Here is a 20,707-nt window from a genome sequence, read left to right on the forward strand (position 1 = left end):
ATGTTTCTTTACCTGCAAAGTCTATTTTATTATTGTAAATATACGGGTAAATAATTATGGTTACGTTTTCTGACATATCGGATTACCGCGACTTCTTGAAGGAGTACTACGACCGTAGAAAGGCCGAAATGCCGTTCTACTCGTACCGTATGATGGGGGACAAGCTGGGGCTGGATTCCAGCTACCTTTATCGCGTGTTGCAGAAAAAGCAGCACCTTCCGGCTCATGCACTCCCGGCCGCGAAAGAAATCCTGGATCTGTCCGGCCGTGAGGCCGAGTACTTTGACCTGCTCTTCTCCGCAGCAGTAACCAAGGACAAGAGCAAACGCGAAGAATTGATGGCGAAAGCCCTCGATCTTCGGGATGTGGACCGCCACAGCCTGCAGGCAGCCGAACTCAAGCTGCTCCAGAACTGGTGGATTCCGGCCGTGCGCGCCTACCTCGAACTGAACGGTGGCGTGGTTAACGTAAAGCAGATTTCTAGAGACCTGTGCCCCCCGATTACCGAGGCCCAGGCTCAGGAAGCTATCGATACTTTGCTAGAGGTTGGTTTGGTAAAGAAGATGGCTTCTGGTAAATTGGCGGTTACAGACGCCCATTTGACGGCTGGTGGCCCCGAAAAGAAACTTGCCGTGCGCCATTTCCAGAAAGAAGTCCTCTCTTTGGCTAGCGATGCGCTCGACAACATTCCTGTTGACGAAAGAAATATTTCTACTCTTACATTGTCCGTGGACCAGTCCTGCTTCGATGACTTGGGTGATATGCTTAGGGAATTTAGGCGCTTGGTCCAAAAGAGGGTGGACAGTGCCAAGAACCCCGATCGAGTAATGCAGCTTTCGATGGCTTTTTATCCGATTGCGCGTAAGGGCGGTGTCCGTACCGTTGATTCTGTGGAGGGCGACAAAAGGGAGTCCAAATGAAGAAATGGGTGTGGCATATAGGTTTTGCAGCAGCAGTGGGAGCGCTCATTGCGGCTTGCACTAGCGGCGAGACGAACGGCGCGGGTACTTCGCTTGAAACGGAGAACTCCATTGCTGTCGTGCTTGCAGTGCAGAAGAGCGATGGCTCTCCTGCGGCCCGTACCAAGGTTTTTGTGCGTCCCTCTGAATTCTTGGCTGGCGCAAACAATATGGCTTATAGTGAAGATCTCGACGGACTGGAATCGCCGGTTGTCGAATCTGATTCTTCTATTGGCGTCTTGAATATGGAAACGGACGACCAGGGCCAGTTGAACCTCCCGAGACTTAAACCTGGTTCTTATACGATTGAAGCCCGTCGCGAATCTGCCAAGGCTCTTGCCCGCGTGGTGGTGACTGACAGTTCCTGCGATTCTCTTTCTATCAAGGTGGAAAACGCTGGCTCCATTACTGGTCAGGTCTACTTGCCTGATAACGAATCCTCCGTGACGGTGGGCATCAAGGGCCTCGATTACTTTGTTGAAACTGACACTGCCGGTAACTTTGAATTCGCTAGCGTTCCGAAGGGTGTCTTGAATGTGGTGGGCTTTGTGTTCCGCACTTACAAGACTCTCGATATGAACGGCGAATCTTCTACCATCAGCAACTTCATGGCTGTGGGTAGCCGCAATACCAAGGTGGAATCTGACAAGACTTCCGAGAACGTGGTTATCGGCCAGAAGATTGTGATCGTGCAGCCGGATACGACATCTGAGGAAGATACTACAAGCAAGTATCCGGTGTTCGAATTCGAAGACTTCGAAGATAGCACCTATGGCTGGTACACCTCGGTGTCTAGGTATGCCTCTGCTGAACTTGATGCCGAAGGCGATGTCAATGGTCGCAAGGGTCTGTCCGCACACTTTGTATACCAGAATGATTCTAACTACAACTGGGCGTTGATGGGTCACGATCTGAATGGCGTGAAGGACTTCAGTGAACTTGATTCTGTGGTGTTCTGGGCCCGTGCAGGAATTGGCGATTCTACTCAGTGGATTAGCCTCTCCTTCGATGTGCTCCTGGATTCTATTGCCCTCGATAGCACTGGCTACGAAAACGGTAAGTCTTGGGTGCACTTGACTCTTGATACCGCATGGACCCGTTATGTGGTGACGCCGAAGAGCTTGCTCAAGTCGGATTCTACCAAGAACGGTGGCAATATCGGTTGGGACAACGTCAAGGATCATGTGACGAACTTGAACTTCTTTGGCGGTGGTGTCACGACGGGTACGCCTTACGAAATGTGGCTTGACGACATCACGATTTACGGCGTCAAGGGACTGCAGGAATAGTTTTCATCTAAAAATGTTGCACTAGGTGCAATGACGAGCATTATGGCGGGCTTCGGTCCGCCATTTCTGTTTTATGCTTATGGACAATGTGTCAATGGAAATAGGCTTTTGGAGCGTTTTTTTTGTGCTTTTTTAGGGTAATTTTTGAATTAAGAAGGTTTGGTTGTGTTTTTGCCTTCGAAGGAGTCCTCATGGATTACAGAAAAGTATGGGAATTGAAAAGCCTGAAAAAGGCTGCGTGCTTAGTTGCCGGACTTGCCGCGTTTGGCTTGGCCGACAACCCGATTTCAAGTTATCACTACCTGGCTGACCCGGGCGCTGCCGCCGATGACACCTATTTCTACGTCATCACCGACTCCGACGACCCGGCGGCATACAACGCAAACGGCTACAACATCAAGGCCCTCTACGGTTTCCGCACCAAGGACATGAAAAACTGGACCGACTTCGGTATCATTTACGATGCCCGCAAGGTTGACGGTATCGGCGATATCTGGGCATCCGGCATTGCGGTGAACCCCAACGATCACAGGCTTTACATCGTGTTCCCCGATGGCGGTGGTGGCGGCATTGGCCTCATCGGCGCCGACAGCATTGCCGGCCCCTGGACGAACCCCGTTTCGGGCAACAAGAAGCTCATCAACAACTGGGGTGGCGGTATTTCGGACTGCGACGGCATCGGCTGGTGCTTTGACCCGGCAATCTTCTTTGATGACGACGGTACGGGCTACTTCACGTTCGGTGGCGGTAGCAGCGATAGCCGCCCGGCGAACAACAACAATAACGACATTTTTAACATCTACAAGCTCAACAAGGACATGAAGGGCTTTGACGTGAGTACCAAGACTCACCTGAAGATTGGCGGCCCGAAGGCGATGGAAGCTTCTTACATCCATAAGTACAAGGGCAACTATTACCTGTCTTACAGTACGGCTGACTTGCGTATTGCCTACGGCATGTCCAAGAACCCGATGGGCCCCTACGAATACAAGGGAATCTTCATGGGGAACCCGAACATTGGTGGCCAGAACATCAACGCGAACAACAACAACCACCATGGCATTGCCGAATTCAAGGGCCACTGGTACGTTGCCTACCATGACCGCCGTATCGCGAACGGTTACGATGGCCTGGAAAAGATTCCTGCCGACGACGGCAAGGCGAATCCGGCGCCCGCATACCACCGCAGCGTAAGCGTCGATGAATTCTATTACAATGGCGATGGCACCATGAAGGAACTGACCTTCACGAAGGAAGGTCCGAAGCAGATTGAAAACTTTGATCCGTACGACTGGTATCCGGCACTCACGAGCTCCAAGCAGAAGGGCATCCGCAGTCGCTCCAACTGGGCTCCGGGTAAGGTCGCCGAGCACTTGTTGCTCCCGCTTTCCACGAAGGAATCCTGGATTCGCGTGAGTGGCGTGGACTTCGGTACGGCCGCTACGGGCTTTACCGTGCAGGCAGCAAGTGCTGCCGACGGCAACAAGATTGAAATCCATACCGGTTCTGCAAGCGGTACCTTGGCGGGCACATGTACGCTCAAGAATACCGGCAACAAGTCTACCTTTGCTGAAACCAAGTGCGAAGTGGAAGGCCTGAAGGGTGTCGTGGAATCCTTGTTCCTCGTGTTCAAGGGCTCGCAGGATTCGACCATGGCAATCAAGGCTTGGGGCTTCGAAGGAAGCGGCTCTACTCCGCCGACTCCTCAGACTCCTTATGGCGACAAGGCTGTGACGATTCCGGCTAAGATCGAAGCCGAAAACTATGACGTTCCGGGCACGGGCCGCGGTGATGAAGCGCAATCCTATAGCGACAACGAGTCCGAAAACCAGGGCGATGCCGAATTCCGTACCGACTTGGGAGTCGATATCGTGCTCGGTGGTACCGGCAAGGCTATTGGTTACACCGCTGCTGGTGAATGGCTGGAATACTCGATCGTGGTTCCAGAAGATGGCGAATACGCCTTGAAGGCATCGGCTTCTACCGGTATGGAAAACGGCGCAAGCTTCTGCCTGCTTGTCGATGGCAAGGTCGTGGGCGATACCGTGAAGGTCCCGCAGACTGGCGAAGACTGGAGCGTCTATGAAGAATTCAATGCCGGTAATGCGACCCTGACCAAGGGCGAACACATTGTCCGACTGGTGATTACCGGCGACAACGTGAACGTGGACTGGTTCTCGATTGGCGAAGTGGCCACGGGGATCCAGCAGGAAGCCAAGCTGAATGTTGCCTCTGTCTCGACTTACGATGTATTTGACTTGAGCGGCAAGAAGATTGCAAGCTTTACGGCCCGCAACATGATCGAAGCCACTAAGATGTGGCGCGATGGTTCCGTGAAGGGGTCTGAAAAGGCCCGCGGCGTGAACCTGCTCCGTAACCGCACCAGCGGCATGGTGACCAAAATTCGCACCGCGAAGTAAAGATTTATAAATAAACCATTGACAAAAAGTCAAAGAAAAGTGTCCTTCGGGGCACTTTTTTTTGTGCTTTTGAAGATAATTTTAAAGATAGAAGGTGTGGTGTTTTACCTTCAGAGGAGTCCTTTATGGATGTTTGGAATGTTAAAGGCCTGAAGAAGGCCGCGTGTTTGATTGTGGGCTTGGCGGCTTTCGGCCTTGCCGACAACCCGATTTCGACTTACCATTACCTGGCAGACCCGGGTGCTGCCGCTGACGATGAGTACTTCTATATCATCACGGACTCCGATGACCCGGCTCCGTACAATTCTAACGGTTACAAGATTTACGCCCTTTATGCATTCCGCAGTAGGGATATGCAGAACTGGACCGACTTCGGCATTATTTACGATGCCCGTAAGGTGAGCGGCATTAACGACATTTGGGCTTCTGGCATTGCCGTGCATAACGGTACGTTCTACATCGTGTTCCCCGATGGCGGTGGCGGCGGTATCGGCTATATCAAGGCTCCTGCAATTGAAGGCCCGTGGACGAACGCCGTGGGTAACGGCAAGGACAAGCTTGTCGGCGGTCGCGGCATTATCGGTTGCGATGGTGTGTCTTGGTGCTTTGACCCGGGTATCTTTATCGATGACGACGGAACCACCTACGTTACATGGGGCGGCGGCGAAAGTAACAGCCGTCCGAACACCGATAACTTCGATATCGTCAAGCTGAACGATGCGAAAAATGCTCCGGTGGGTAACGGCAGCCACGTGAAGGTGAACAACTTGCCGACCCGCAAGATGCTTGAAGCCTCTTACATCCACAAGCACAAGGGCACTTACTACTTCTCGTACAGTACCGGTTGGCAGCAGGGCGCTCCGACGATTGACTACGGTACTTCTAACAACGTAATGGGCCCTTACACCTGGAAGGGCACCATTCTCGGCGACCCGAGTATGAACGGCCGCAGCATCAACGGCAACAACAACCACCATGGTATCGCCGAATTCAAGGGCCACTCTTATGTTGTCTATCATGACCGTCGTATTGCCAAGGGCCATAACGGCCTGGAAATTATTCCGGCCGATGACGGTCAGCCGAAACCGAACGAAGGCTATCACCGTAGCGTTTCCGTAGACGAAATGTTCTACAACGCCGACGGTACAATTAAGCAGGTGGTTTGCACCAACGAAGGCCCGGAACAGATTGAAAACTTCGATCCGTACGATTGGTATCCGGCTCTCACGAGTTCCAAGCAGAAGGGCATTCGCAGCCGCTCCAACTTTGTGCAGGGCAAGGCTGCTGAACATGTGCTGCTTCCGCTTTCGACCAAGGAATCTTGGCTGCGCGTTTCGGGTGTTGACTTCGGTACTGCAGCGACGGCCTTCAAGGTTGAAGCCGCAAGCGCTGGCGACGGCAACAAGATTGAAATCCGCACGGGTTCTGCAACGGGTACGCTCGCAGGCACTTGTAACCTCAAGAATACCGGCAACAAGAATACTTATGCCGAAACCACTTGCGAAGTGGAAGGACTCAAGGGCATTGTAAAACAGCTGTTCTTGGTGTTCAAGGGCGCTCAGGATTCTACCATGGCTGTTAAGGCCTGGGGCTTCGAAGGCAGTGGATCAACTCCTCCCACACCGCAGTCTCCGTTCGGAGGCAAGGCTTGGGAAATTCCGGGCAAGATTGAAGTCGAAAACTTCGATGAACCGGGTGTCGGCCGCGGCAGCGAAATCAAGTCTTACAGTGAAAACGATTCCGACGACCATGGCATTGAAAATGGTGGCACGAGCTACCGCGAAGGTACCGGCGTCGATATTTACAAGAAGGCGACCGGTTACGTGGTGGGCTACAACCAGTCTGGCGAATGGCTCGAATACACCGTGAACGTGAAGGAAGATGGCGATTACACCATGTACGCTTCTGTCGCAACGGACAATTCTACCGCTGGATTCTCGCTGTCTATCGATGAAAACAAGATTGCCGATGTCGCAGTCTCTGGTTCCAGCTGGGAAGACTTTGCCAATGTGAAAGCCAATGTGTCTCTGAAGGCTGGCGAACATATCCTGCGCATGACGGTAACGGGCGACTGGTTCGACATTGACTACATCAACTTCGTTGCAGGCAAGGACGCTCCGGAAACACCGACGGGTCTTGCAGGTAACGTGAAGCTGAATGTGGCCAAGGAATCGACGTTTGACGTGTTCAATTTGAATGGCAAGAAGGTGGCTAGCTTTACGGCCCGCAACATGGCCGAAGCTTCCAAACTCTGGCAGAGTGGTTCCATTCAGGGTAGCGAAAAGGCTCAGGGAATATGCCTGATTCGTAATCGCGCAAACGGCATGATTGCAAAGGTGCGTACTACCAAATAGTTTCCCATAAACACATCCAACCAGGAGGACACCCCCGAACGGGGGTGCCTTTCCTCTGGGAAAAAAGGTCTTGATTTTAGAATTGCAGGAATGTATTTTAATATCGGGAGTTGTGTTAAAAAGGAGTATAAGATGACAATCCAAAAAATTGCAAAGAGTGTGGGCCTTGCCTTTGGAGTGGTTGGCCTTTGGAGTTCGGCTATGGCCTCGACGGTCAATGTCGACGTAACGGAAGAACACCAGGTCATTCGCGGTTTCGGTGGCATGGTGCATAACCAGTGGCAGGGCGGTGGCGGTCTTTCCGAAGCCGATGCCAAGCTTGCGTTCGGTACGGGCGATGGCCAGATTGGCTTGAACACGCTCCGTATTCCGGTGTATGCAAGCTCAAACGATTTTAATAAAGAAGTACAGGCCGCAAAGTATGCCAAAAAGTACGCCGGCGATGACTTTATCTTGTATGCAACGCCGTGGACTTCGCCGTACGCGGGTGCAAACCAGCACATGGCTTCTTCGAACTACCAGAAGTATGTGGATCACCTGAACAGCTTCAATGATTACATGAAGAACCAGGGCGTTCCCCTGTACGCCATCTCTATCAGTAACGAACCGGACTGGTGCGGTGAATGGGCTTGCTGGAGTGCAGATGAAATCTACAACTTCACCAAGGGCTATGCCGATAAGATGCGCAAGAACGGCGTCAAGGTGATTTCGACGGAATCGTTTGCTTATCAAAAGAAACTTTATGATAAAGTGCTGAACGATGCGAATGCTCTCAAGAACTGGGACATTCTCGGTGCGCACTTCTATGCGAGCGACAGAAACACTGCCGATAGCTGGTTCCAGTATTCCTTGGCTGACCAGAAAAACGTGGAACGCTGGATGACGGAACACTACACCGAAAGCCAGGGCAGCGGTAACTACTGGCGCACGATTACGAATACGGGCGACCAGGCGAACCAGAACAAGCGCGATACCGTGAACGCCATGGATGTGGCTTACGAAATCCACCGCGCCATGGTTGTGGGCAACTTCAATCAGTACACCTGGTGGTACATCCGTCGTTGCTATGGCCTGATCATGGAAAAGGACTTTGGCAACAAGCTTCAGATTCCGAGCAACGAAATCGGCAAGATTTCTAAGCGCGGTTACGTGATGAGCCAGTTCGCCCGATTCATCCGCCCGGGTGCAATCCGCGTGGGAGCGACCGCCAAGCCCGAAGCAAACCTGTTTGCCAGTGCTTACAAGAGCTCCGAAGGCGACTCCGTGATTGTGGTGCTCGTGAACCGCGATTACAAGAATTCCAAGACCGTAACGGTGAACGTGAAGGGTGCCGATGTGGAAACGTTCCATGTGTACACCACGAGCCAGGCGAAGAATGCCAAGTATGAAGGCGAAGTCGAAGTCAAGAACGGCTCCGTGACAATCACCATGGATCCGGGCAGCTCGGAATTCAAGGATTGCATCGTGACGCTCGTGGGCGTGGGAACGCCTGCAGAACCTGTACCGCGCGAACCGTTTGGTGGCAAGGCTGTGGAACTCCCGGGCAAGATCGAAGCCGAAAACTTTGACGTTCCGGGTACCGGCAAGGAAAACAAGACCTATTACGATTCCGATTCCGAAAACCATGCCTGCACCGACGAAGGCAAGACTGCCGAATGCTCCAAGGTTCGTGAAGATACGGGCGTCGATATTTACAAGAAGTCCTCTGGCGCTGTCGTGGTGGGTCACAACCAGGCTGGCGAATGGCTTGAATACACCGTGAACGTGAAGGAAGCCGGCGAATACACCATGACCGCTTCTGTTGCGACAGCCAATTCGGATCCGGGCTTTACGCTTTCGATCGATGGAAAGTCCCTTGCCGAAGTTCCGGTTTCCGGTTCCAGCTGGGATGACTTCAAGGATGTCACGGCCAAGGTGACGCTCCCGGCTGGCGAACATATTCTGCGCCTCGAAGTGACGACCTCTTGGTTCGATATTGATTACCTCAAGTTCGAAAAGCCGTGCGAAAACTGCAATACGGGTATTGCCGATGCTCGCCTGAACATGCCGACCGAAACCGAAAGCTACCGCATTTTCGATATGAACGGAAGCTATCTCGGTGTGGTTTCTGCAACGGGCATGCCAGAACTCCGTGCCAATGCGGCTAGCCTCGTGAAGCGCGGTGGCGCCTACCTGGCCAAGTCCATGAATGGCCGTACCAAGCTCATTCAGGTGACGAAATAAGCTAAAATCTCTAAAAAACCTTGCTGAAAGCCCCGGAATGTTTCCGGGGTTTTTCGTTGGTTGATTATTTATCCATGGAATATTCGCCTTTTATGCGAAAAAAGCTGTTTTTGAGGGTAATTTTAGAGTATTGCAAAAGGAGTGTGATATGGATTTCAAGAAGATTTCCGAGTTTTTGACCCCGGCCCTTTGGCTTGCGGGCGGGCTGATGATGCTTGCGACAATTGCAAACGCGGCACCGGACCCGAATTTCCACATTTACATTGCGTATGGCCAGTCCAACATGGAAGGCAATGCCACGAACTTTGACAAGAATGTCGACGGTAAGGAACATCCGCGCGTAAAGATGTTCGCAACGACGTCTTGCAGTAACCTTGGCCGCCCGACAGTGGGCGAGATGTACCCGGCAGTGCCTCCGATGTTTAAGTGCAACCAGGGCCTTTCTCCGGCAGACTGGTTTGGCCGCCACATGGCAGACTCCCTGCCCGATGTGACAATCGGTATTATCCCGGTGGCGCAGGGCGGCACGAGTATCCGTTTGTTTGACCCCGATGACTACAAGAATTACCTTAATTCCGCCGAAAGCTGGCTGAAGAACGGTGCCAAGGCTTACGGTGACGATGGTAACGCCATGGGCCGTATTATCGAAGTGGCCAAGAAGGCTCAAGAAAAAGGCGTCATCAAGGGCATTATCTTCCACCAGGGCGAAACCGATGGTGGCATGAGCAACTGGGAACAGATTGTCAAGAAGACTTACGAATACATGCTCACGCAGCTTGGCCTTAAAGCAGAAGAAACCCCGTTTGTCGCCGGCGAAATGGTGGACGGCGGTTCTTGCGCGGGCTTTAACAGCCGTGTGCACAATCTTTCCAAGTACATCGTCAACTTTGGCGTGGCGAGCTCCAAGGGCTACGGAAGCAAGGGCGACGGCCTCCACTTTACCGTAGAAGGCTACCGCGGCATGGGTCAGCGTTACGCTCAGGAAATGCTCAAGCTCATTAACGTAGCGCCAGTGGATCCTGAACCGCAGACTCCGTTCAAGGGAGAAGCTCTTGCGATTCCGGGCAAGGTCGAAGTGGAAGATTTCGACAAGCCGGGTATCGGCAAGAACGAAGATGGAACGAGCAATGCTTCTTACGGCGACGATAGCGAAAACCACGGTGACTCCGACTACCGCAAGGATACCGGCGTTGACCTGTACAAGAAAGCTACCGGAATTGCCGCTGGCTACAACACTACCGGCGACTGGCTCGAATGGACTGTCAATGTTGCCGAAGCAGGCGATTACACCGCTGCAGCTTCTGTTGCTACCGACGGTACGGGTTCCTTTACGCTCTCTATCGATGGCAAGTCCGTTGGCGAATTCACGGTCACGGGCTCTAGCTACGATGATTTCACCGAAGTGAAGCAGAAGGTGACTCTCCCGGCCGGTAAGCATATTCTGCGCATGGATGTGACGCAGCAATACTTTGATATCGACTACATCAACTTCTCGATGGCGCAGGATCCTTGCGATGGTTGTGGAGAACCATGCGCCGATTGCGGCACCAAGATTGCCGATGTCCGTCTGAATATGCCGACCGAAGCCGAAAATTACCGCATTTTCGATATGAACGGCACCTATCTTGGCGTGGTCCGTGCAACGGGCAAGGCGGAACTCCGCGTGAATGCCGCTAACCTGGTCAAGCGCGGTGGCACCTACCTGGCCAAGTCTGCAAAGGGCCGTACGAACCTGATTCAGGTAGCCAAATAGGCATTTTGGACGATTTTAAGAATTGAATGCTGAGACCCGCCTAAAAAGGCGGGTTTCTTGTTTATTTTTCATTACCTTTTGTTGACTATTTATCCATAAATTTTGGCGTTTTTCGCGTGAAATCGGCGTTTTTTGAGGGTAATTTTAGGGTATTGCAAAAGGAGTGTGCTATGGATTTCAAAAAAGTTTCTGAGTTTTTGACTCCGACATTATGGCTTGTGGGCGGGCTTTTGATGCTTGCGACGCTTGCCAATGCGGCGCCGAACCCGAATTTCCACATTTATATCGCCTACGGCCAGTCCAACATGGCGGGTAACGGCGATATCGTCCCTTCCGAAGACCAGGACAAGTACAAGGACAAGTTCTTGATGCTCGCCTCGCATAACGCAAACGCGAGCCAGCGCAGCGGCAAGACGAATCAGTCTATCAAGACGGGCGAATGGTACCCGGCAATTCCCCCGATGTTCCACCCCTTCGAAAACTTTTCTCCGGCAGACTACTTCGGCCGCGCTATGGTGGATTCCCTGCCGGGCGTTACCGTGGGTATTATTCCGGTCGCTATCGGTGCGGTGAGCATCCGCGCCTTCGACAAGGACCAGTACGAAGCTTATTTCAGGGGCGATGGCAAGGACATCATGAACTGGGGCTGGCCCAAGGATTACGACAACAACCCTCCGGGACGCATTCTGGAACTTGCCAAGAAGGCAAAGGAAGTGGGCGTCATCAAGGGCTTCATCTTCCACCAGGGCGAAAGTGACGGTACCGATGCTAACTGGCGCAAGACCGTTTACAAGACCTACAAGGACGTGATTGATGCGCTTGGCTTGGACGAAAATGAAGTGCCGTTTGTGGCGGGCGAACTCCTCCAGGAAGGCCAGAACTGCTGCTCTAGCAAAAACGGCGGCATTGCCCAGCTCAAGCAAAATTTCAAGAAGTTCGGACTTGCCTCTTCCAAGGGCTTGCAGGGTAACGGCAAGGACCCGTACCACTTTGGCCGTGCAGGCGTGATTGAACTTGGCAAGCGCTACTGCTCCGAAATGCTCAAGCTTATCGACAAGACGATTGATCCGGATGCTCCGCCGGTAAACCTTGTGGACCCGAGCCAGTCTACGGTTCCGGATGAACCGCCCGAGGAATATGGCCCGTACACGGACCCGATTGAAATCCCTGGCAAGGTCGAAGCTGAAAACTACAACAAGGGCGGCGCCGACAAGGCTTATTACGATTTGAGCAAGGGCAACGAAGGCGGCAAGCTTCGTAAGGACGATGTGGATATTTATCAGCCGAACATGGGCATTGTCGTGGGCCACTGCCAGAAGGGCGAATGGCTCAAGTACACCGTAAACGTGGAAAACGATGGCGAATACGAAATTTCTGCCAACGTGGCGGGCGAGAACGGAACCGGTGGATTTGTGCTCTACATGGATGGCGATCGCATCGGTGACGAAATCGTGAATGCAGGTTCGGGCTTTGATACGTTTACCACGGCGAAAGGCGGCAGGGCTGCTCTGGTTGCCGGTGAACATGAGCTCAAGCTCGAAATCACCAATGACTGGATCGATATTGACTTCATAGAATTCAGACTCACTTCTACGGGCATTGCCCAGCGTGTGAACCTGATGACCGAAGCCGAAAGCAATTTTAACCTGTTCGATATGCAGGGCAAGCATGTGGCTAGCTTCAAGGCCTCTGGCATGGATGCTGCAGTCCGCATGGTCAAGGGCGGTGTCAAGGGTATCCGTCAGGGAGTGTATTTGGTTCGCTCTGCAAGCAAGATGGGCATCAAACAAAAGGTGGTGACTTATGAAAAGTAATGAAATTACAATTATCAAGCAGATTGCGTTTTTCTCGGTAGTCGCGGTCGTGCTCGGATTCCTTTACGGTTAGGACTTAAACTCTCTCTCTTTGTTTTGCACCCCTGAATAAGGGGTGTTTTTCATTTTATTGGCGAAAAGGATTGACAATTTGTCAAAGGATAATGTGTGCGGGAATGGTAAAAAGGGCCTTTTTTAGGGTAATTTTACTATGAAGAAATTTGCATGGGCGGTGGTGCGCCCGCAAAAGGAGTACTAACATGGGATGGTTTAAAAGTTTGGGCATTGCCCTCGCTAGTTCTTGTGCAGTTTACGCTGTAACAGTTAACAATCCGATTATGTATGTCGATAGCCCGGACCCCTCGATTGTCCGCGTTGACGACGCCTATTACATGGTCACGACGACCATGCACTTTGCCCCGGGCGTGCCCGTTTTCAAGAGCACCGATTTGGCCCAGTGGCGCACGGTGGGGTATGCTTACCAGACGCTCACCAACAATGACCAGCAGAACCTGAATGGCGGCAAAGACGCCTACGGTAAGGGCTCGTGGGCATCGAGCATTCGTTATCACAAGGGATTTTTCTACGTGCTGACACCGTCGTACACGACGGGCAAGACTCACCTGTACAAGACCGCCGACGTGGAAAGCGGCCAGTGGAGCGAAGTGCAGCTTCCGTTCTACCACGACCCTTCTCTGTTCTTCGATGACGACGGAACCGTGTGGGTGTTCTACGGCAGTGGCGACCAGATTAGCTACGTGCAGTTGAACGACGACGCTAGCGGCGTGAAGGCTGGCGGCAAGAGCGGTAAGGTTGGCGGCGTGAGCGTGAACCAGGTGACCGGCACCAGCAATTACTATGTGCAGCAAGAAGGTTCGCACATGGAAAAGGTGAACGGCGAATATTACTTGTTCACGATTTCTTGGCCGGCTGGCAAGAGCCGTAGTGAAATTGTTTACCGTTCCAAGAACTTGCTCTCTGGTTACAGCGGAAGGTACTTCCTTTCTGACAACGGCGTTGCGCAGGGTGGCATCTTTGATACTCCCGATGGCAAGTGGTATGCCCTCCTGTTCCGCGATTCCGGCCCGGTCGGCCGTATGTCGCACTTGGTTCCGATGGAATGGAAAGACGGCTGGCCTGTGCCCACGAGCGGCTCCAAGGCGCCCTCTACAATTGACTTGCCGGAATCTCCGTTGCCGGGCTACGGCATGGTGACTTCTGATGACTTTGAATCTAGCGAACTTGCTCTCGAATGGCAGTTCAACCATAACCCCGATAACAAGAACTGGAGCTTGTCTGCAAATCCGGGCTTCTACCGCATTACTACGAGCCGCACTGATAGCCGCGTGGTGAATGCGAAGAACACCTTGACCCAGCGCTCTTTTGGCCCCAAGTGCTCTGGCCGTACGCTTGTGGATGGCACCGGCATGAAGGATGGCGATATGGCTGGCCTCGTTGCCCTGCAGGACGACAAGGGCTTTGTGGCGCTCGCTAAAGATGGCGGTAGCTACAAGGTGGTGATGTACACCGGAAACAAGAATGGTGAAAGCCTGAAGGATAGCAAGGCGATTTCGGGTTCCAAGGTTTACTTGCGTATCGATTTTGACTTGCCGATTGACCGCGGTACCGCATACTTCTACTACAGTACCGATGGCAGTACCTGGTCAAAAATCGGTAGCGATGTAAAGCTCAATTACGACCTGCACATGTTCGTGGGCGTGCGTTGGGGCCTCTTCAACTTTGCGACCAAGCAGGCCGGTGGTTACGCAGACTTTGATTGGTTCAAGGTCGGTACCGACGTGAACGATGAAATTTATCTCGATGGCGCTGGCTCTGAACCTGTCCCGCAGACTCCGTTCTGTGCCGCTGGTGAAAACTGCCCTGCTATTGCTCTCCCAGGCAAGATCGAAGCAGAAAACTTCGACGTTCCGGGCAAGGGTAAAGATGGCACCTCTTACTATGACGCCGATTCCGAAAACCACGGCGATAGCGATTACCGCAAGGGCACGGGCGTTGACCTTTACAAGAAGGCGACCGGCGTCATTGTGGGCTACAACAGCGAAGGTGACTGGCTCGAATACACCGTGAACGTAAAGGATGCAGGTGATTACACCATGTTCGCGGCTGTTGCTGCGGCTGGCTCTACCTCGAGCTTCAAGCTCTCCCTGGACGGCAAGGACATTACCGAAGAAATCGCAGTGCCTGCGGCAAGTTCCGGCGAAGAAAATTACGACGATTACAACAAGGTGAAGGCCAATGTAACGCTCCCTGCTGGCGAACATGTGCTCCGCTTTACGGTTACTGGCGCCTGGCTCGATATTGACTACTTCACATTCGTGAAGGGCGCAAACGCTACGGACCCGGAACCGATTGATCCGACGGGTATCGCAAATGCAGTGCGCTACGATGTGCAGGCCGAACAGGTTTACCGCGTGTATGGCCTGAACGGAAACTTTGTGGGCTCCGTGTTTGCGACAAGTGCAAGCGAGGCTCAGTCTAAGGTGCGCGCCATGGTTTCGGAAAAGGGCGTGTACCTGATTAGAGCGAAGAATGGGATGGTTCGTCGCTTTACGGTAACGAAGTAAGGACCCATAAAAAAGGAGCGAAGGATGTTTGGTTTCAAAAATTTGGGCAAGGTGGTGCTTGCCTTCGCAAGTGTTGCGCTGCTTACGGGTCATGCTGTTGCTGACAACATCACAGTTGACGGAAAATCCCGCAGCATGCTCGTGTATGCTCCGTCGGGAATCGAAAAGAATCGCCCGCTCATCATTCAGATGCACGGCATGAATCAAGATGCCCCCTACCAGAAGAATGCGGCGAAGTGGGAATCCATTGCCGATACCGCGCGCTTTGTGGTGGTGTTCCCCAACGGCGAAAATAAGGCCTGGGACATCGGTGGCAATAAAGACATCAATTTTATCAAGGCCATCATCAACGAGATGTACAACAAGTACGGCATTGATAAAAACCGTGTGTACGTTTCGGGATTTTCGATGGGTGGCATGATGAGTTACCATGTGGCAAACAAGATGGGCGACCAGATTGCGGCCATCGCGCCTGTTTCGGGTGGCGGTGGCGTGAATTCGCCTAAGCGCGCCATGCCGATTATGCATACGCACGGTACCACCGACGACGTGGTGAATTATAACAGCACCGTGAATACCCTGAAAGGCTGGGTCAATGCGCAAAAATGCTCCAGCAATTCGCAGAAGATCAAGCCGTATCCGTCGACCAAGCCGGGCTCTGCCGCATCGCTTGAAATCTGGAGCGGCTGCACCGATGGTGTCGAAGTGCGCTTGCTGACTATTGATGGCAAGGGCCACTGGTATTCCATGGACGAAGCCGTGAGCGTGAACACGAGCGTGGAAATCTGGAATTTTGTGAAGAACTATTCGCTGGACGGTTCTAGCATTACTCCGCCGACCCCTGCGATTGTCGTTCCCACGAACCGCGAAGAAGTCTTTAACGGTGGCTTTGATTCGAGCGCCGTGGCTTGGGACTTGCAGACGCATGGTGACGCTCAGGCCAGCGGCGATGCAAAAGACGGCAAGTACAAGCTCGATATTTCGGCAATCGGCACACAGAATTACCAGGTGCAGCTGATTCAGCACGACTTGCGCCTTGTAAAGGACCAGTGGTACGAAATCAGCTTTGATGCAGTCGCAAGCGCTGCCCGCACGCTCGAAGTGAACGTGGAACAGCATAATGACCCGTGGGAAAGCTACCTCAAGGAAAAGCAGAATTTTGAAATTGGAACAGATGTAAAGAACTTCAAGTTCAATTTCCAGATGACAGCCGCAACGGATACCAACAGTCGCTTGAGCTTTAACGCGGGCGCTGCAACGGGTACGCTTATGCTGGATAATGTCGTGCTTAAAAAGATTGATGCTCCGACGGATCCGGAATTGACTGGCATTGCACCGAAAATGGGCTCGGTTGTCGCTGCTACCGCCGAATATGCGGTATATAGCCTCTCCGGCAAACGCCTCGGAACGGTGAAAATTCGCCATGCGACGGAAACGGAGACTTTGTTGAAGGCCAAATTCGGGAAGGGCGTCTACATGCTCCGTAGCGAGAACGGCAAAAAGACCTTGTTCCATGTTAAATAAAAACGGTCGCTTTTATCGGTAAAAATTGCTGAAATTCGCTTAAATTCAGAAATAATATGACAAACGGCATTGACAAATAGTCAACGCCGTTTTGCTTTTCTGGGTGAGTTTTTCCTTTTTTTAAGAATATTTTTTTAGGTGTAAATATCATCATGGAGTGATGAAGATGTTTGGCTTAAAAAAATACTCGTTTGGCGGGGCTATCGCCCTTGCCTTCTGTGGTTTGGCCTCTCAGGCCTTTGCCCATCCCGATAGTTTGGTGCTTACACCCCCGCTGGGGTGGAACAGCTGGAACGTGTTCCACGAAAACATCAACGAAAAGCAGATTCAGGAAATCGCCGACGCGATGGTGTCTTCTGGCTTGAAGGACGCGGGCTATATTTACCTGAACCTCGACGACAACTGGATGGACACCAAGCGCGATGCGCAAGGCAACCTCCAGAATAATCCGAAAACCTTCCCGAGCGGCATGAAGGCCATTGCCGATTACGTGCATGCGAAGGGCCTTAAGTTCGGCCTTTACGGCGACCGCGGCAAACGTACTTGCCACCATTACAACAGCAAATGGGATAGCCAGAGCGGTTCCAACGGTCACGAAGAACAGGATGCCAAGAAACTCGCCGAATGGGGTGTTGACTACTGGAAGTACGACAACTGCGATTCTGACCCGAATACCCAGGAAAAAGATTACACCGCCATGTCCAAGGCCCTCCGCAATTCCGGACGCGACATCGTGTTCAGCATTTGCATGTGGGAATACAAGGAGTGGATGCCAAAAATTGCGAACCTCTGGCGTACCACTTTCGATATCGGTCCTGAATGGATTTCGACTTCTTGGTATCGCGGCGTCTACGAAATTATCGATGCCAACAACAAGTACTGGCAAATTGCAAAGCCTGGTCACTGGAATGACCCGGACATGCTCGAAGTGGGCAACAGGGGCCTCTCTTACGAAGAACAGCGCTCCCAGATGACGATGTGGTCCATTATGGCGGCTCCCATCATGATCAGTTCCGACGTGCGCAACATGAGCAACGAAACCAAGGAACTCTACCTGAACAAGGACATGATTGCCATCAACCAGGATTCTTTGGGCGTTCAGGGCCACCGCATCTCTGACAAGCAAGGCAAGCAGGTCTGGACCAAACCCTTGAAGAATGGCGACCTTGCCGTGGCACTCCTCAACAACAACAATTCTACCCAGACTGTCGAATGCAACTTTGCAGACATTGGCGTAGAAGGCGAAGTAGAAGTCCGCGACGCTTGGCAGAAAAAAGACTTGGGCCCGCGTTCCAGCGTTTCTATCGAACTTCCGGCTCACGGCTCGGCTCTTCTCCGCTTGGTTTTAAAGCCGGTTCCGCGCGCTCCGTTCAAGGGTGAAGCTCTCGCTATTCCGGGCAAGATTGAAGTCGAAGATTTCGACATTAACGGCGTGGGCCAGGGCAATACCACCTATAACGAAAGCGATACCGAAAACCACGGCGACTCCGACTACCGCCCGGGTACCGGTGTCGACCTTTACAAGAAGGCATCTGGCATCATTGTCGGCTACAACCAGGCTGGCGAATGGCTCGAATACACCGTGAAGGTGGCTTCGACGGGAACTTACACGATGAACGCCTCCGTGGCTTCTGCCAACAGCACGTCAAGCTTCAAGCTCTCCATGGACGGCAAGGACATTACCGAAGAAATCGCCGTGCCTGCAGCAACCGCCGGTGAAGACAACTATGACGAATACAATACAGTCGAAGCCAAGGTGAACCTGACCGAAGGCGAACACATTCTCCGCTTCACGGTTACCGGCGACTGGATGGACATCGACTGGATTGAATTCTGTGAGGGCGAAAGTTGCGAACCGATGGGCTTGCACAAGGCAATCCCCGCGGCAGTGCGCAACACTACCTCTCCGCGACTTCTCAAGAAGGGTAACGCACTCTTCATCGAAAAGAACGGCCAGCGCTTTGATCTCACGGGTCATCGCATCAAGTAATTTCCCATAATAATCACTCCTTGCCCGCCAATCCTGGCGGGCATTTTATTACATTTCTCACTATGAAATTCAAACGCATTCTTCTCAAGCTCAGTGGCGAAGCCCTCGCAGGCGAAAAGGGCCACGGCATCGATAATACTATCCTCTCCGACATGGCTTCGGAAATCGCATCCATCGTTAAGCAGGGCGTTCAAGTGGCTCTCGTGATTGGTGGTGGCAACTTGGTTCGTGGTATTTCTGCTTCTGCAGGCGGCATGAACCGCGCTCAGGGCGACGCCATGGGCATGCTCGGCACGGTCATGAATGGCCTCGCCATGCAAGATGCTTTGGACAAACAGGGTATCGATTCTGTGGTGATGTCCGCTATCCGCATGGAACCGGTTTGCGAATTCTTTGATCGTCGCAAGGCTCTCAAGCTCCTCTCCGCTGGCTCCGTCGTGATTTTCTCTGCCGGTACGGGCAACCCCTTCTTTACCACGGACAGCTGCGCCGCTCTCCGTGCTATCGAAAGCGAATGCGACGTGATTATGAAGGCCACTAAGGTTGACGGCATCTACACGGCCGACCCGGTCAAGGACCCGACTGCAACCCGCTTCGATGACATCTCCTACAAGGAAGTCATTTCTCGCGGTCTCAAGGTTATGGATACTGCAGCTGTGGCTCTCTGCATGGAAAACAACATGCCCATCTTCGTTTTCAAGATGGAAAAGGGCAACCTGACCCGCGCCGCTATCGAAGGCGACCTCGGCACGCTGGTGCACTGCTAATTTAAATCAGGCTGTATTTCTGGCTTCGTCCGCCCTTGTTTTCAGGGCGGACGATTTCTTTTTGAATCATGTCCTGAATGTCGCGGAGGGCGGAGTCGTGGCTGGTGCCGGTAAAGGCGGCGACTTCTTTGACCGAGAAAATGGCCGGCAGGACGCCGTTGCAGACGGCTTCTACAATCTTGCGTTCACGGCTGCTCAAGTCAACTTGGTCGTTCTTTTGCATAAGCTGCATTTTCTTGAGGGCGCCGGTGATTTCGCGCTTGCATTCTTCGATGGATTTCTGCATGGCGCCTAGGAACCATAGAATCCATTCGGTTAAGTCGCCGTTGCCGGCTTGTGCCTTGAAAAGCGTCTCGATGTATTTTTCGCGGTCACTTAAGATTTGTTCGTTCAGCGCGTATTGGCAGCGGGTGGTATCTTCGCTGCGGGCCAAGAGCATGGCACTTAAGGCGCGGGCGATGCGACCGTTGCCGTCTTCAAAGGGGCGAATCGTCAAGAACCAAAAGTGCGCGATTGCGGCTTTGATGGCTCCGTCTTGCGTCGAGTTTTCAAACCAGTCTATAAAACGCCCGATTTCGAGCGGAATGCGTTCCGGACTTACGCCTGTAAAGGTTCCGATGCCGCTCTCCTTGGTCCTGAAGCTTTTTACTTTGTTCTGGCCGATGGCGGCGTGCCACGCGAAAAGTCTCTCTTCGGTCAGCGGGAGCTTTGCGTTTTGAATAGCCCCTACAAAATTTCGGATGTCGTTCTTGGCGGAATTCTTCTTTTGAATTTCGTCTTCCAGGTTTTGCAAGTTGAGCTCGGTTCCGTCGAGGGCATAGTTCGCCGCAATATCGCGGGCGAGCATCTTGGTTTCGAACTCGGTATTGCATACCAAATCCGCCACACCTACGAGGGCGCCTTCAAGCAGGCGGGTCTGCCCCAGGGCGTCAATGACGCTTTGGGCGTTGTAGCGGAACTTGGTCCAGTCGGGGTACTGGTGTATGAAAAGCGGCTTAGAGACTATCATTTAACGCAAAATATACGTAG

The 20,707-nt window shown here is 52.6% G+C and carries 12 protein-coding genes; 11 read left to right on the forward strand and 1 reads right to left on the reverse strand.

Annotated features, from left to right (window positions below):
- Window positions 1-56 precede the first annotated feature (56 nt).
- The 11 genes from BUA40_RS02960 to pyrH all read left to right on the forward strand — a co-directional run bounded on the left by BUA40_RS02960 (window position 57) and on the right by pyrH (window position 19,678).
- A complete protein-coding gene (locus tag BUA40_RS02960; RefSeq protein ID WP_072798164.1) occupies window positions 57-920 on the forward strand; it encodes a DUF4423 domain-containing protein in 864 nt (287 codons plus the stop codon).
- The gene (locus BUA40_RS02965; RefSeq protein ID WP_072798166.1) at window positions 917-2,248 is read left to right on the forward strand and encodes a hypothetical protein; all 1,332 of its coding nucleotides are present in this window, start codon (window positions 917-919) and stop codon (window positions 2,246-2,248) included. The genes BUA40_RS02960 and BUA40_RS02965 overlap by 4 nt, the downstream gene beginning before the upstream one ends.
- Before the next feature lie 191 nt (window positions 2,249-2,439).
- The gene (locus tag BUA40_RS02970) at window positions 2,440-4,668 is read left to right on the forward strand and encodes a carbohydrate-binding protein (RefSeq protein ID WP_255369177.1); all 2,229 of its coding nucleotides are present in this window, start codon (window positions 2,440-2,442) and stop codon (window positions 4,666-4,668) included.
- Window positions 4,669-4,793: 125 nt separating this feature from the next.
- A complete protein-coding gene (locus BUA40_RS02975) occupies window positions 4,794-7,022 on the forward strand; it encodes a carbohydrate-binding protein (RefSeq protein WP_072798169.1) in 2,229 nt (742 codons plus the stop codon).
- A 132-nt stretch (window positions 7,023-7,154) separates the two neighbouring features.
- Window positions 7,155-9,245 (forward strand): carbohydrate-binding protein, encoded by a 2,091-nt coding sequence (locus tag BUA40_RS02980; RefSeq protein WP_072798172.1) that lies wholly within the window; start codon window positions 7,155-7,157, stop codon window positions 9,243-9,245.
- A 148-nt stretch (window positions 9,246-9,393) separates the two neighbouring features.
- On the forward strand, window positions 9,394-10,998 hold the full coding sequence (locus tag BUA40_RS02985) for a sialate O-acetylesterase (protein WP_072798174.1): 1,605 nt from the start codon (window positions 9,394-9,396) through the stop codon (window positions 10,996-10,998).
- 170 nt (window positions 10,999-11,168) lie between these two features.
- Window positions 11,169-12,812: a sialate O-acetylesterase gene (locus BUA40_RS02990; RefSeq protein ID WP_072798177.1), complete on the forward strand. Its 1,644-nt coding sequence runs from the start codon at window positions 11,169-11,171 to the stop codon at window positions 12,810-12,812.
- Window positions 12,813-13,072: 260 nt separating this feature from the next.
- Window positions 13,073-15,397, forward strand: a complete 2,325-nt coding sequence (locus BUA40_RS02995) for a beta-xylosidase family glycoside hydrolase (RefSeq protein ID WP_072798179.1) — start codon at window positions 13,073-13,075, stop codon at window positions 15,395-15,397.
- 24 nt (window positions 15,398-15,421) lie between these two features.
- Window positions 15,422-16,921 (forward strand): carbohydrate binding domain-containing protein, encoded by a 1,500-nt coding sequence (locus BUA40_RS03000; RefSeq protein WP_072798182.1) that lies wholly within the window; start codon window positions 15,422-15,424, stop codon window positions 16,919-16,921.
- Window positions 16,922-17,081: 160 nt separating this feature from the next.
- The gene (locus tag BUA40_RS03005) at window positions 17,082-18,911 is read left to right on the forward strand and encodes a carbohydrate-binding protein (protein WP_255369179.1); all 1,830 of its coding nucleotides are present in this window, start codon (window positions 17,082-17,084) and stop codon (window positions 18,909-18,911) included.
- Between the two features lie 62 nt (window positions 18,912-18,973).
- Window positions 18,974-19,678, forward strand: coding sequence for a UMP kinase (gene pyrH, locus BUA40_RS03010; protein WP_072798184.1), 705 nt, complete (start codon window positions 18,974-18,976; stop codon window positions 19,676-19,678).
- Window position 19,679: 1 nt separating this feature from the next.
- Here pyrH and BUA40_RS03015 read toward each other — a convergent pair whose 3' ends face one another.
- Window positions 19,680-20,687 (reverse strand): Fic family protein, encoded by a 1,008-nt coding sequence (locus tag BUA40_RS03015; RefSeq protein WP_072798185.1) that lies wholly within the window; start codon window positions 20,685-20,687, stop codon window positions 19,680-19,682.
- Between the last annotated feature and the right edge of the window lie 20 nt (window positions 20,688-20,707).

It is taken from the genome of Fibrobacter sp. UWT2, from assembly GCF_900142545.1.
GTDB lineage: Bacteria > Fibrobacterota > Fibrobacteria > Fibrobacterales > Fibrobacteraceae > Fibrobacter.

Coding starts and splice junctions, on each gene's coding strand:
- BUA40_RS02960 (WP_072798164.1), top strand. CDS start 57: ATGGTTACGTTTTCTGACATATCGGATTACCGCGACTTCTTGAAGGAG.
- BUA40_RS03015 (WP_072798185.1), bottom strand. CDS start 20,687: ATGATAGTCTCTAAGCCGCTTTTCATACACCAGTACCCCGACTGGACC.
- BUA40_RS02995 (WP_072798179.1), top strand. CDS start 13,073: ATGGGATGGTTTAAAAGTTTGGGCATTGCCCTCGCTAGTTCTTGTGCA.
- BUA40_RS02990 (WP_072798177.1), top strand. CDS start 11,169: ATGGATTTCAAAAAAGTTTCTGAGTTTTTGACTCCGACATTATGGCTT.
- pyrH (WP_072798184.1), top strand. CDS start 18,974: ATGAAATTCAAACGCATTCTTCTCAAGCTCAGTGGCGAAGCCCTCGCA.
- BUA40_RS03005 (WP_255369179.1), top strand. CDS start 17,082: ATGAAGATGTTTGGCTTAAAAAAATACTCGTTTGGCGGGGCTATCGCC.
- BUA40_RS02965 (WP_072798166.1), top strand. CDS start 917: ATGAAGAAATGGGTGTGGCATATAGGTTTTGCAGCAGCAGTGGGAGCG.
- BUA40_RS02985 (WP_072798174.1), top strand. CDS start 9,394: ATGGATTTCAAGAAGATTTCCGAGTTTTTGACCCCGGCCCTTTGGCTT.
- BUA40_RS02970 (WP_255369177.1), top strand. CDS start 2,440: ATGGATTACAGAAAAGTATGGGAATTGAAAAGCCTGAAAAAGGCTGCG.
- BUA40_RS02980 (WP_072798172.1), top strand. CDS start 7,155: ATGACAATCCAAAAAATTGCAAAGAGTGTGGGCCTTGCCTTTGGAGTG.
- BUA40_RS03000 (WP_072798182.1), top strand. CDS start 15,422: ATGTTTGGTTTCAAAAATTTGGGCAAGGTGGTGCTTGCCTTCGCAAGT.
- BUA40_RS02975 (WP_072798169.1), top strand. CDS start 4,794: ATGGATGTTTGGAATGTTAAAGGCCTGAAGAAGGCCGCGTGTTTGATT.